Source organism: Sphingopyxis sp., from assembly GCF_035998905.1.
Lineage (GTDB): Bacteria > Pseudomonadota > Alphaproteobacteria > Sphingomonadales > Sphingomonadaceae > Sphingopyxis.
The window spans coordinates 420,627-433,999 of record NZ_DASYHG010000029.1; the positions used below are offsets into that span (position 1 = coordinate 420,627).

The 13,373-nt window shown below is 64.9% G+C and carries 6 protein-coding genes; 5 read left to right on the forward strand and 1 reads right to left on the reverse strand.

The features are described from left to right. Positions 1 to 58: 58 nt before the first annotated feature. The 5 genes from gdhA to VGN62_RS19310 are packed head-to-tail and all read left to right on the forward strand — an operon-like array spanning position 59 to position 11,126. The gene (gdhA, locus tag VGN62_RS19290) at positions 59 to 1,414 is read left to right on the forward strand and encodes an NADP-specific glutamate dehydrogenase (RefSeq protein ID WP_327456922.1); all 1,356 of its coding nucleotides are present in this window, start codon (positions 59 to 61) and stop codon (positions 1,412 to 1,414) included. A gap of 49 nt (positions 1,415 to 1,463) precedes the next feature. Beyond that, positions 1,464 to 2,921, forward strand: coding sequence for a multiheme c-type cytochrome (locus VGN62_RS19295; protein ID WP_327456924.1), 1,458 nt, complete (start codon positions 1,464 to 1,466; stop codon positions 2,919 to 2,921). Positions 2,922 to 2,925: 4 nt separating this feature from the next. Continuing rightward, on the forward strand, positions 2,926 to 4,899 hold the full coding sequence (locus tag VGN62_RS19300) for a heme-binding protein (RefSeq protein ID WP_327456926.1): 1,974 nt from the start codon (positions 2,926 to 2,928) through the stop codon (positions 4,897 to 4,899). A 3-nt stretch (positions 4,900 to 4,902) separates the two neighbouring features. Further along, positions 4,903 to 6,834, forward strand: coding sequence for a hypothetical protein (locus VGN62_RS19305; protein ID WP_327456928.1), 1,932 nt, complete (start codon positions 4,903 to 4,905; stop codon positions 6,832 to 6,834). After that, the gene (locus VGN62_RS19310; RefSeq protein WP_414713302.1) at positions 6,834 to 11,126 is read left to right on the forward strand and encodes a hypothetical protein; all 4,293 of its coding nucleotides are present in this window, start codon (positions 6,834 to 6,836) and stop codon (positions 11,124 to 11,126) included. The genes VGN62_RS19305 and VGN62_RS19310 overlap by 1 nt, the downstream gene beginning before the upstream one ends. Before the next feature lie 81 nt (positions 11,127 to 11,207). Here the strand turns inward: VGN62_RS19310 and VGN62_RS19315 are convergent, their stop codons facing one another. Then, positions 11,208 to 13,301, reverse strand: a complete 2,094-nt coding sequence (locus VGN62_RS19315) for a bifunctional (p)ppGpp synthetase/guanosine-3',5'-bis(diphosphate) 3'-pyrophosphohydrolase (RefSeq protein WP_327456931.1) — start codon at positions 13,299 to 13,301, stop codon at positions 11,208 to 11,210. Positions 13,302 to 13,373 lie beyond the last annotated feature (72 nt).

The window sequence follows — 13,373 nt, forward strand, 5'->3', positions numbered from 1 at the left end:
CAACGATAAAATCGTCAGGGGTCGCACCGGCTTTCCCAGTCATACAGGGGAGGGGTGCATGGCAGTATCGGATCACGTCGACTTTTCGACGTTCATGGAAGGCGTAAAAAAGCGCAACCCGGGTCAGCCCGAGTTCGTCCAGGCGGTGCAGGAGGTGTCGGAGGACATCTTCGATTTCATCGCCGACAAGGAAGAATATCACGCGCAGCAGATCCTGCGGCGCATCGCCGAACCCGACCGGGTCGTGTCCTTCCGCGTCTGCTGGGAGGACGATAACGGCAATATTCGCGTCCAGCGCGGCTGGCGCGTCCAGAATAACAACGCCATCGGGCCGTACAAGGGCGGTATCCGTTTCCACCCGAGCGTCACCGAAAGCGTGCTCAAGTTCCTCGCGTTCGAACAGACGTTCAAGAATGCGCTCACCGGGTTGCCGATGGGCGGGGGCAAGGGCGGATCGAATTTCAATCCCAAGGGCAAGAGCGTGCGCGAGATCATGCGCTTCTGCCAGAGCTTCATGACCGAGCTTTATCGCCACATCGGTGCCGACATCGACGTTCCCGCGGGCGACATCGGCGTTGGCGGCCGCGAGATTGGCTTCATGTTCGGCCAGTATAAGCGGATCACCAACGAGTTCACCGGGGTACTCACGGGCAAGGGGCTCGAATGGGGCGGTTCGCTGATCCGTACCGAGGCGACCGGCTATGGCGCAGTCTATTTCCTCGCCAACATGCTCGCGGCCAAGGGGCAGGACCTGGTCGGCAAGACGGCCGTCATCTCGGGATCGGGCAATGTCGCGACGCATGCGGCCGAAAAGATCGTCCAATTGGGCGGCAAGGTGCTGACGCTGTCGGATTCGGGCGGCTTTATCCACGACCCCGACGGCATCACGCAGGAAAAGATCGATTGGGTGAAGGCGCACAAGACGCACCGCCGCGGCCGGATCGAGGAATATTGCGACGAGTTCAAGGGCGCGAGCTTCACGGCGGGCAAGACGCCGTGGGGCGTAAAGTGCGACGTCGCGCTGCCGTGCGCGACGCAGAACGAACTGCTCGGCGAGGACGCCAAGGCGCTGGTCAAGAACGGCTGTATCGCGGTCAGCGAAGGCGCCAACATGCCGACGAACCTCGAGGGCGTGCATGTCTTCAAGGATGCGAAGATCATGTTCGCGCCGGGCAAGGCCGCCAACGCCGGCGGCGTCGCGGTGTCGGGGCTTGAAATGAGCCAGAACAGCGGGCGGCGCGCGTGGAGCGAAGGCGAGTTGCAACAGATGCTGAAAGACATCATGGACGGCATCCACACGAGCTGCCTGACCTATGGCGACCGCGGCGGCGGCTATGTCGATTATGTAAAGGGCGCGAACATCGCGGGCTTCAAGAAGGTAGCCGACGCGATGCTGGCATTCGGGGTGGTATAATTCGGCCCAAGGCGTAAAGGCGCCGGGTTGGGGAAAAGGGGTTCTGCGGATGACGACGCACGCTGGAAAGGAGCGCGCTGATCGGCCTTGGGCGGCGTTTGCCGTCCTTGTTCCGAAGCTTGCGGTGTTTGCCGCCTTGCTGCTGTTCGCGCTTGCCGTTGCGGCGTTCGTCTTCGCAGCCCCCGCCCGCTCGCAGGGCGAAAGCGGCGCACGCTATACCGGGGTTGCCTCGTGCGCGGGCTCGACGTGCCACGGCCGGATGGAAGGCGACGGCACCGTCGTTCGCCAGGACGAGTTGATGAAGTGGCAGGAGCCCTCGACCCCCGGCGGCGCGCACAGCCGCGCCTGGGCCGTACTCAACAACAACCGCAGCCAGTTCATCGCGCGTAACCTCGGCATCGGCGATCCGTCGAAGGCGCAGATGTGCCTCGGCTGTCACAGCACCGCGGGCACGGCGCGGGCGGTGCCCGCCGAGGACGGCGTCGGCTGCGAATCGTGCCACGGCCCGGCGGGCGGCTGGCTCGCGAGCCATTACGCCGGGGTCGGCACGAACGCCGATCCCGACCGCGAAATGCGCGCCAAGCATCTGGCGAACCTGTCGGCGGGGCTGAAGAAGCTCGAAGACCCGGTCGTACGCGCGGGCGTGTGTGTCGACTGCCACTTCGGGTCGGCCGCCGATGGTCAGTTCGTTACGCACCGCATCATGGCCGCGGGCCATCCACGCATTTCGTTCGAGCTCGACCTCTTCTCGTCGCTGCAGGCGCATCACCAGGAGGATGCCGACTATGGCTGGCGCAAGTTCGGCGCGGCGGGCCGCCGCACCGATCATGTCCAGATGTGGGCGGTGGGGCAGGCGACGGCGATCGAACGCAGCCTCGCGCTGTTCCAGACGCGGCGCGGGACCGAGGGCATGTTCCCCGAATTTTATTTCCTCGACTGCCACAGCTGTCATCGTCGCATCTTCGATCAGGCGAAGCCCGTGCGCACGGGGCTCGACAATCCCGGGCGCAACCTGCCCGAAGGCATGCCCGCCTATAATGACGAAAATCTGATCATGCTCGCCGCCGCCGCGCGGCTGGCCGCCCCCGCGCTCGCCGACCAGCTCGCGGTGCGGACTGCCGCCTTCCACAAGGCGATGGCGACCGACCGGCAAAGCGCGGTCGCCGCCGCGGCGCAGCTGTCGCAGACGGTCGCGGCGCTCAAAAATGCGTTCGCGTCGCGGAGTTTCTCGGGCGCAGACGCCTTTGCGATGGTCGACGCAATCTCGGCGAAGGCGATCAGCGAACGCTACACCGACTATTCGGGGTCGCAGCAGGCGGTGATGGGTGTCGACACCTTGCTCAACGCGATGGTGTCGTCGGGGCGCGTCACCGTGGGTGCCGCAGCGGGTATCCGCGGCGATATCGACCGGGCCTATGCTTCGGTGAAGGATCCCAACGCCTACAAGCCGTCCGAATTCCAGGCGTCGTTCGGCAGCGCGGTGCGCGCGATCGGGGCGCTGCGGTAAGATCATGCACAGCAAGACCCATCTTTTCCGTTCGGCCGCCTTCGCTGCGATGGGCGCATTGTTGCTGACGTCGTGCGGGGGTGGCGGTGGAGGCAGCGGCGGGACGCCGACCCCGACACCCACCCCGACGCCGACTCCCACGCCGACGACCGTCTACACGCCGCCCGCCGCCGAAGCGCTGACCACGGCGGACGTCGAGCGCGTGCTCGCGCAGGCGATATCGGAAGCGCAGGCGCGCAGCCTGCCGTCGGTGATCGCGGTGACCGACCGCGTCGGCAATGTGCTGGGCGTGTTCCGCATGACCGGCGCGCGCGCGACCGCGACGACCGCACCCGCGCCCAATGGTGTGAACATCGACGCGCAGAATGTCACCTTCCCCGCCGAGGGCGGCGCGATCGCCAAGGCGATCACGGGCGCGTATCTGTCGAGCGGCGGCAACGCCTTTTCGACGCGCACCGCGAGCCAGATCGTGCAGGAGCATTTCCCGCCCGCCCCGACGACCGTCGGGCTGGAGAGTGGTCCGCTGTTCGGGGTGCAGTTCAGCCAGCTCCCGTGCAGCGACCTGTCGGCGCGCTTCGGCGCCCCGGGCGCGGCGGCGCTGATCGGGCCCAAACGCTCGCCGCTCGGGCTCGCCGCCGATCCCGGCGGGCTGCCGCTTTACAAGAATGGCGTGCTCGTCGGCGGCATCGGGGTGATGGGTGATGGCGTCTACGGCAGCGACGCCAACATCCTCGACATCGACAATGATCCCGAGGAATTCATCGCGCTCGCTGGCACGCGCGGGTTCGAGGCGCCGAGCACGATCACCGCCGACAAGATCACCGTCGACGGGACGAGCCTGCGTTTCTCCGATGCGACCTTCGCCGGGGTGATGTCGAGCGGGGGGGCGAGCTTCGCGAGCCTCAACGGCACCGCAGGCAACCTCGTCGCGGTCATCGGTTATGCCAATGCCGCGGTGACCGCCGGGATCGCCTACGGCAGCGAAGCGTCGGGCATCCGCGCATCGACCGCCGCCGAATTTTCGAACCGCGACGCATTTGTCTTGACCAACGGCAGCGGCACCAACCGCTATCCGCTGCGCGCCGGCACCGACGGTGCCACGAACAGCGCGCCGCTGACGCAGGCTGAAGCGCGCGCCGTGCTCGAGGAAGCCTTCACCGTGATGAGCCGCGCGCGCGCGCAGATCCGCCGCCCGCTCGACAGCCGCGCGCAGGTGACGATCAGCATCGTCGACACGCACGGCGCGGTGCTCGGTATCGTGCGCTCGCCCGATGCGCCGATTTTCGGCACCGACGTCAGCTTGCAAAAGGCGCGGACCGCCGCCTTCTTCTCGGGCGCCCAGGCGGGCAATGAACTCGGCGCCAATGCGAGCGCCGACGTCCGCCAGTTCGTCCCCGCGACGCGGACTTTCCTGAACAACCCGGCCGCGCTGACCGGCACGATCGCCTTTTCCGATCGCGCGAACGGCAATCTGTCGCGCCCCTATTTCCCCGACGGCGAGGTCGGCCGTCCGAACGGACCGCTGTCGCGCCCGATCGCGCAGTTCAATCCGTTCTCGACCGGGCTGCAATCGGCGCTGATCATCGGCAATCTCGGCGCGCACCTCGGCTTCGTTTCGGGCGCCAGCCCGACCGATACGCCCGCGCGCTGCACGACGCTGCCCGACATCGCGGCGGGGCAGAACCGTCTGCAGAACGGCATCCAGATCTTTCCCGGATCGGTTCCCATCTATCGCGGCAACCAGCTCGTTGGCGCAATCGGCGTGTCGGGCGACGGCATCGATCAGGACGACATGATCAGCTTCCTTGGCGCGCATAATGGCGGTGCGCGCGTCGGCGGCATCGGCAACGCGCCCAAGGCGATCCGGTCGGACAATGTCGTCGTCAATGTCGGCGCGGGCGTGCGCCTGCGCTATATCAGCTGTCCCTTCGCCCCGTTCCTCGACACGGCGAACCAGAATGTCTGCGACGGGCTATAGGCGATGATGACGGGGGGAAGCCTTTGGCCGATCATCGCAACGCTCGCGGCGCAGGGTGCGCCGGGAGCCGATGTCACGCCGCCGCCACCCGCGCCCGAGGGGCCGCCGGTTGCCGGCGATGCCGCGCCCGCGCAGCAGCCTGCCGACGAGCTGATCCCGCCGCCGCCGCCCGTCGACTGGCAGCAGATGGTGAAGGACGATCTCGTCACCGACATCATCGAGGGGCGCCGCCGCCCCGGCTATCGCCCCGACCTGCCCGACGCGCTGACGCAGGACAATGTCGGCGCGCTCCGCCCGCCGCCGCCGCAGGCGTTCCCGGGGATGGAGGACCAGCTTCCGGTCCCCGACCGCTGGCGCCTGATCGAGACATTGGGCGTGGTCAAGGAACGCTGGTTCGACCCCTATCACCAGAACACCTACAAGGGTGACCGGGCGATCGACCGCAGCAAGGTCAAATGGCTGCCGATCAAGGGCGATGACTGGTTCATCGTCGCCAACGCGGTGTCCGACACCGTGTTCGAGCCGCGCACCTTCCCGATCCCCGTCGGCGTCCAGACGACCGAGCGGCCGGGCAGCCTCGACGTGTTCGGCAAGGACCGCAGCTTCGTCTTTGCGCAGACTTTCATTGCCGGCGCGGCGCTGATCAAGGGTTCGACCGCGTTCAAGCCGCCCGACATCGAATATCGCGTCACGCTCGCCTATCAGGCCAATTATGTCGACGTGCCCGAACGGCGCGTGCTCGACGTGCGCCCGTCGAAGGCGAGCCACCGTTACGACAGCTTCCTCGGCGTGCAGGAACTGTTCGTCGACAAGCATCTCGGCAACACGTCCGACCGCTATGATTTCTACTCGATCCGTCTCGGCATCCAGCCGTTCCAGAGCGATTTTCGCGGCTTCCTGTTCAACGACAGCCAGCTCGGCATCCGCCTGTTCGGTAACCGCGACAACAACCGCTTCCAATATAATCTCGCGGCCTTCTGGCGGCTCGAAAAGGACACCAACAGCGGCCTCAACGACATCACCCAGACCCCGCGCAGCGATTTCATCTTCACCGGCAACCTCTATCGCCAGGATTTCCCGGTCGTCGGGCTGACCAGCCAGGTCAGCGTGACCTACAATATGAACCGCGAAAAGAATGACGTGCAGATCGACCACAATGGCTTCCCGGTGCGCCCGGCGTTGCTCGGCGATTTGCGCGGGCGCGAATATGATGTCGTTTATCTGGGCTACAGCGCCGACGGCCGCATCGGGCGGATCAACGTCACCGCGAGCTTCTATGCTGCGCTGGGCGAGGACCGGAACAGCTTCTTCACCAGCAAACCGGCCGAAATTCGCGCGGGTTTCGGCGCGGTCGAGCTCAGCTACGATCATGACTGGATGCGTTTCCGGCTGTCGGGGCTCTATGCGACCGGCGACGGCGATCCGTATAACAAGACCGAAGGCGGCTTCGACGCGATCTTCGAGAATCCGATCTTCGGCGGCGCCGACACCAGCTACTGGATCCGCCAGACGATTCCCTTTGCGGGCGGCGGTCGCGTGATTTCGATCAACGGTCGCAACGGCATTCTCAATTCGCTCCGCTCGTCGAAAGAAGAAGGGCAGTCGAACTTCAACAACCCCGGCACCGTCTTCATCGGCGCCGGCGCCGATTTCGACCTGACCCCCGAATTTCGCGTCAGCACCAATTTCAACCATCTGTGGTTCGAAAATACGTCGAGCCTGCAGGCGCTGCGCACCGAAGGCTCGATCCCCAAGGATATCGGCTTCGACCTGTCGCTCGCGACGATCTGGCGGCCGAAGGCGACGCAGAACATCGTCGGGCGCCTCAGCGGCGCGGTGCTGCTGCCCGGCAAGGGGTTCAAGGACCTGTTCGACAACAAGAAAAAGAACGACGCCTACGTCTCCATCCTCGCCAATGTGATTTTGAGCTTCTGATGCTGCTGCGCAAACTCTTCGCCCTGTTCGCTTTTGTGACGATGTGCGCCGCCTTCGGCGCGAGCGTCGTGCGCGCGGCGGAAGAAGAAAAACCGCTCAAGATCGAATATCGCTTCACGCCGCCCGCGCCGCGCGAGCAGAGCGACGCCGACGTCAGCGCCAAGTCGGAGGGCTGTTACAGCTGCCACACGCGCACCGACCAGCCGTCGATGCACGCGACGCCCGCAGTGAAGCTCGGCTGCACCGACTGCCATGGCGGCGACGCGAGCCAGCGCGGGACGCCCAGCCTCGGCTACAAGCATCCGACGAACAAGGCGGTGATGAAGCTCGCGCACCCGCAGCCGACCTTACCCGGCGCGTGGCACGACAGTTCGGCGAACCCGCAGCGCAGCTACACGTTGCTCAATAAGGAATCGCCCGAATTCATCCGCTTCGTGAACCCCAGCGACTATCGCGTCGCGCGCGAGGCGTGCGGTGCATGCCATCTTGAGGTGATCGAGGCGACCGAGCGGTCGATGATGTCGACGGGTGCGATGCTGTGGGGCGGCGCGGCGTATAACAACGGCATCGTCCCCTATAAGAATTACGTCTTCGGTGAGGCTTACACGCGCACCGGCGAACCCGCGTGCATCCTCTCACCCTCGTCGCGGCTGACCGCCGAGGAATATAAGGAAGCATGCAAGCCGAGCTTCGGGTTCGACAAGATCCTGACCGATGAGGAAAAGAAGCGCGGCGCGCTCGCGAAAATGTATCCGCTGCCGCGCTGGAGCGTGCTGCCGCCGGGCGACGTTTTCCGTGTGTTCGAGCGCGGCGGGCGCAACATCAACACGCAATTCCCCGAAATCGGCTTGCCGAACCCGACCGGCAGCATCCAGCGGCTCGAGGAGCCGGGGCGCCCCGACCTCAAGCAGTCGAACCGCGGTCCCGGCACCGGCCTGCGCGTCTCGATCCCCGTGCTCAACATCCACAAGACGCGCCTCAATGACCCGCTGTCGTGGTTCATGGGGACGAACGACCAGCCCGGCGACTATCGTCATTCGGGCTGTTCGGGCTGCCATGTCGTCTACGCCAATGATCGCGAGCCGCGGCACAGCCTGACCTACGCCAAATATGGTCGCGATGGCGAAACGGCGACGGTCGATCCGACGATCGCGGAAAAGAAGCGGAAACCCGAGGGCGGGCATGGCGGCGATGCGCATGGGGCGGATAACGACCACCAGGCCGGCGGCGGTCATGGCGCGCTGATCGACCCCGCCGATCCCGACGTTCCGGCCCGCCCGGGATCGCCGGCGCGCGGCGAATCGGGCCACCCGATCAGCCACGCCTTCACACGTGCGATCCCGACATCGCAGTGCATGTCGTGCCACATGCACCAGCCGAACATCTTCCTGAACTCGTACCTCGGCTACACGATGTGGGATTATGAATCCGACGCGCCGCAGATGTGGCCGGGCCCCGACAACACCGCGCCGCGCCCGCCGGGGATGAGCGACGAGGAATATCAGAAGAAATACAAGCAGCAGCGCTATCCGACAGCCGCCGAAGTGCATCAGGTGCTCGAACGCAATCCGGAGGGGGCGGCGACGCGCGGCCTGTGGGCCGATGTCGAGTTCCTGCGCGACGTCTATGACGTCAACGACAGCAACAAGGATACGCAGTTCGCCGACTATCACGGCCATGGCTGGAACTTCCGCGGCATCTTCAAGCGCGACCGGAGCGGCAATCTGCTGACCGCCGACGGCAATATGTCGACCTACGGCACCGACACCGCGAACATCATCGATCCGAAGGATCCCGAGAAATGGCGCAAGAGCTGTAGCCACTACAGCGACCCGAAGCAGCGCGATCTGTGCATTTCGAGCGCCGATCCGGGCAAACCGGGCGTCGAGGGCAAATTCGTGCCGCCGGGGATCAACCCCGGCAAGGCGGTCCATATGATGGACATTCATGCCGAAAAGGGCATGCAATGCGCCGATTGCCACTTCGCGCAGGACAGCCACGGCAACGGCTATATCCAGGGCGAAGTGGCGAACGCAGTGGAAATCAGCTGCAAGGACTGCCACGGCACCGCCGACGCCTTCCCGAATCTCCTGACCTCGAACGTCGCGGCGCGGCCGCAGGGCAATAATCTCGCGCTGCTTCGCAACCCCGACGGGCGGCGGCGTTTCGAATTCCAGTATAATGACGATGCCGAAGTCATCGGCCTGATCCAGCGTTCGATCGTCGATCCGAAGCTCGAATGGCAGGTCAGCCTCGTGAAGCAGGCGGTGATGCCGGGGCCGCATTTCAACGCCAAGGCGGCGCGCGCGAAGCTGATGGCGCGGGCGGGCAGCGAGGACGGCAAGTTCGAGTGGGGGCCGGGGGTCGCGAAGGAAGACCGCGCGCACGGCGACGACAAGATGACCTGTTTCACCTGTCACCTCAGCTGGACCACCAGTTGCGGCGGCTGCCATTTGCCGATCGAGGCGAACTGGAAGACCAAGATGCACCATTTCGAGGGCGAGGAGACGCGCAACTTCGCGACCTATAACCCGCAGGTGGCGCGCGACGAGATGTTCCAGCTCGGCCGGCACCAGCTCACCAAGCCCGGCGAACCCGGCCCGAATGGCGAGGCGCGCGGCATCATCACGCCCGTCCGCTCAACCTCGGCGCTGGTTCTGTCGTCGACGAACATCAACCGCGAGCGCATCTATGTGCAGCAGCCGCCGATCTCGTCGGCGGGTTATTCGAGCCAGGCCTTCGCGCCGCACTTCCCACACACGGTGCGCCGCTCGGAAACGAAGCAGTGCAGCGACTGCCACCTGTCGGCCGCCGACGATAACAATGCGATCATGGCGCAGCTCAATCTGCTCGGCACCAACTTCGTCAACTTCGTGGGTCTCAACGTCTGGTCAGGTCAGGAAAACAGCTTCCAGGCGACGCGCGTCACCGAATGGGACGAGCCGCAGGCGGTGATCGGCAGCTACCTCCAGAAATATGCCTATCCCGATTATTGGAAGCTGCACGTCGAACGGAACGGGCGCGAGCTCAGGAACTGGGTACGCGGCAAGACCTTCGACAAAAAGGGCTCGGGCGAAACCCACGCGCTCGAGGAATTCGCCAACATCGTCCAGGGGACGAGCGGCCGCGTGAACTGCCTGCAACAGCGCGGCGAATATATGTTCGTAGCCGAGGGCAAGGGCGGCTTCCGCGTCTATGACGTCGCCTCGATCGGCAACAAGGGCTTCTCCGAACGCATCATCCGCGCGCCCTTCTCGGCGCTCGGGCACGACACGCATGTGAAGACGAAGAATGCCACGTGCATGGCGATCGCGACGACGCAGCCGATCAGCGTGTCGCGCAACGAGAATATCGTGAAGAATTTCCCCGAGAACCACGAACAGGTGATGCACGACATCTATCGTTATGCGGTGATCACCGACAGCGTCGAGGGGGTGGTGCTCGTCGACATCGACACGCTTGCCGATGGCGAATTCCGGAATAACAAGTTCAAGCGCGCGCTGACGTGGAACGAGGGCAATGTGCTGGCGGGCGCGCGGCATGTGACGCTTGCGGGCAGCATCGCCTACATCGCCACCGACGCTGGACTCGTCGTGCTCGACCTCTCGACCCCGCTTCAGCCCAGGGTGACGGCGCAGCTGCCGCTGACCGACGCGCGCGCGAGCGCGGTGCAGTTCCGTTACCTGTGGGTCACCGATGCCGAGGGGGTGAAGCTGTTCGACGTCACCAACCTCGCGCAGCCGGTCGCGGTGCCGTCGGGTACGGTGCGGCTGGCCAACGCGCGGAAGATCTATCTCGCACGCACCTATATGTATGTCGCGGCGAAGGCCGACGGGCTTGTCATCGTCGACGTCACGCGCCCTGCGGCGCCGATCGTCTGGCCGGGGCTGACCTTCGGCGGCGCGCTTAACGACGCCGAGGACGTGATCGTCGCGTCGACCAACGCCTCGCTGTTCGGTTATGTCGCCGACGGGCGGAACGGTATCAAGGTGCTCCAGCTCACCAGCCCCGACAACCCCGGCCTCTATGGCTTCTCGCCCAAACCGACCCCCGAACTGATCGCCTGGGCGAAGACGCCGTCGCCCGCGCTCGCGCTGTCGAAGGGGCTCGACCGCGACCGCGCCGTCGACGAGACCGGCGGCCAGATGGCAGTGTTCGGGCGTGTCGGCTCGCGCCCGTTCACGCGGCCCGAAATGGAGAAATTGTTCCTCAACAGCCGTGGCGTCGTCTACAAGGTCAGCGACGAGGTCGACCAGAATGCCTGGCGGCCACCGCTTCTCTACGCGAACTGATAAATCGTCGTCCCAGCGAAAGCTGGGACCGCTATCGTTCCGAAATATTGCCAGCGATCCCAGCTTTCGCTGGGATGACGGTTACTGCCGCTCGGCCTGAACCACCGTGTCGGACGCGCGCAGCGCCGACAATATGCGCATCACATGCTGGACGTCGCGTACCTCGACGACGACGTCATAGGTATGAAATCCGCCCTCGCGGTTCGACAGGCGCAAATTGGTGATGTTCGCCATATTGGCGGCAAGGATGCCCGACATTTCGGCGAGCGTTCCGGGTTCGTTGAGGATGACGATGCACAGGCGCGCATTGCCGCCCTCGCTGTCTTCCTGCCACCGCAGGTCGATCCAGTCGGCATCGATCCCGTCGGCAAGCCGCGGGCAATCGATGACGTGCACCTCGATCCCCTCGCCGGGGCGTGACAGGCCGACGATGCGGTCGCCGGGAACGGGATGGCAGCAATCGGCAAGCTGATAGGCGACGCCGGGGGTGAGCCCGGCGATCGATACCGCCGCGCCCTGCACGAGCTTGCCGGGCTTGGTCTTCATCTCGGCGGTGATGCCGGGGACAAGGGCTTCGAGCACCGCATTGTCGCTGAGCCGCTGCTTCGCGATCGCGACATAGAGCGCGCTGTCGTCGTCGAGCTTCAGCCGCTCGCGTGCCGCCGCGCGCGCCTTGTCGCCGACCTTGTTCGGCAGGCGCGCGACGATCTCGTCGTACATCTTGCGGCCCAGCGCCGCGAGTTCGACCTTTTCCTTCGACCGCACATGGCGGCGGATCGCCGCGCGCGCCTTGCCGGTCACCGCGAAGCCCAGCCACGCGGGCTGCGGCGTCTGCTTGTCGGACGACAGGATTTCGACCGTGTCGCCGTTGTTGAGCTGGGTGCGCAGCGGCACGAGCCGCCCGTTGACCTTGGCACCGACGGTGCGGTCGCCGAGCCCGGTGTGGACGGCATAGGCGAAATCGACCGGAGTCGCACCCTTGGGGAGCTGGTGCAGGCTGCCTTTCGGCGTGAAAGCGAAGATGCGGTCCTGGTACATTGCGATGCGCGTATTCTCGAGGAATTCCTCGGGATCGTGCGTCTGCTCAAGGATTTCGATGAGGTCGCGAATCCAGCCGGCCTGACCGTCGGGCGCGGCGCCGCCCTGCTTATATGCCCAATGCGCAGCAAGCCCGAATTCGGACTGCTGGTGCATGCCAAGGCTGCGGATCTGGATTTCGATCCGCATATTCTGCTGGTGCATGATCGTCGTATGCAGCGACTTGTAGCCGTTGCGTTTCGGCGTCGAGATATAATCCTTGAAGCGTCCCGGCACCATTTTCCATTTGCGATGGATCAGCCCCAGTGCGGCGTAGCAATCGGCGTCGGTCGGGGTGAGGATCCGGAACGCGATGATGTCGGTCACCTGCTCGAAGCTGACGTGCCGTTCCTGCATCTTGCGCCAGATCGAATAGGGGTGCTTTTCGCGCCCCGACACTTCGGCCTCTATGCCGTTCTTGGCGAGCAGCTCCTTGAACTCGCGGCTGATCGCGGCAACCTTGTCCTTGCCGCCGGCGGTCAGTTTGGCGAGGCGGCCGGTGATCGTCGCATAGGCTTCGGGTTCGAGTTCGCTGAACGCGAGCAGCTGCATCTCGCGCATATATTCATACATGCCGATCCGCTCGGCGAGCGGGGCATAGATATCCATCGTCTCCTTGGCGATGCGGCGGCGTTTCTCGGGATTCTTGATGAAATGCAGCGTCCGCATATTGTGCAGCCGGTCGGCGAGCTTGACGAGCAGCACGCGGATATCGTCCGACATGGCGAGCAGGAATTTGCGAAGGTTTTCCGCCGCGCGCTCATTTTCGGTCTGCGCCTCGATCTTGCTGAGCTTCGTCACCCCGTCCACCAGCCGGCCGACGTCGGCGCCGAACAGCCGCTCGATTTCCTCGGGCGTCGTCAGCGTGTCTTCGAGCGTGTCGTGGAGCAGCGCGGTGACGATCGTCTCGCTGTCGAGGTGGAGGTCGGTCAAAATCCCGGCGACCTCGACCGGATGGCTGAAATAGGGGTCGCCCGACGCGCGCTTCTGGCTGCCGTGCTTCTGGACAGTGAAGACGTAGGCGCGGTTGAGCAGCGCCTCGTCGACGTCGGGATCATAAGCGCGTACGCGCTCGACAAGTTCATATTGCCTCAGCATCGCCCTCAATGTCGTTCATGCGGTCCCAATTGCAATGCGAAATTTGCTTGCGCAGGACCGCCAGAGGTTAGC

Excerpts from the sequence above, each read along its gene's own strand:
- gdhA (WP_327456922.1), top strand. The coding sequence starts at position 59 with ATGGCAGTATCGGATCACGTCGACTTTTCGACGTTCATGGAAGGCGTA.
- VGN62_RS19295 (WP_327456924.1), top strand. The coding sequence starts at position 1,464 with ATGACGACGCACGCTGGAAAGGAGCGCGCTGATCGGCCTTGGGCGGCG.
- VGN62_RS19300 (WP_327456926.1), top strand. The coding sequence starts at position 2,926 with ATGCACAGCAAGACCCATCTTTTCCGTTCGGCCGCCTTCGCTGCGATG.
- VGN62_RS19305 (WP_327456928.1), top strand. The coding sequence starts at position 4,903 with ATGATGACGGGGGGAAGCCTTTGGCCGATCATCGCAACGCTCGCGGCG.
- VGN62_RS19310 (WP_414713302.1), top strand. The coding sequence starts at position 6,834 with ATGCTGCTGCGCAAACTCTTCGCCCTGTTCGCTTTTGTGACGATGTGC.
- VGN62_RS19315 (WP_327456931.1), bottom strand. The coding sequence starts at position 13,301 with ATGCTGAGGCAATATGAACTTGTCGAGCGCGTACGCGCTTATGATCCC.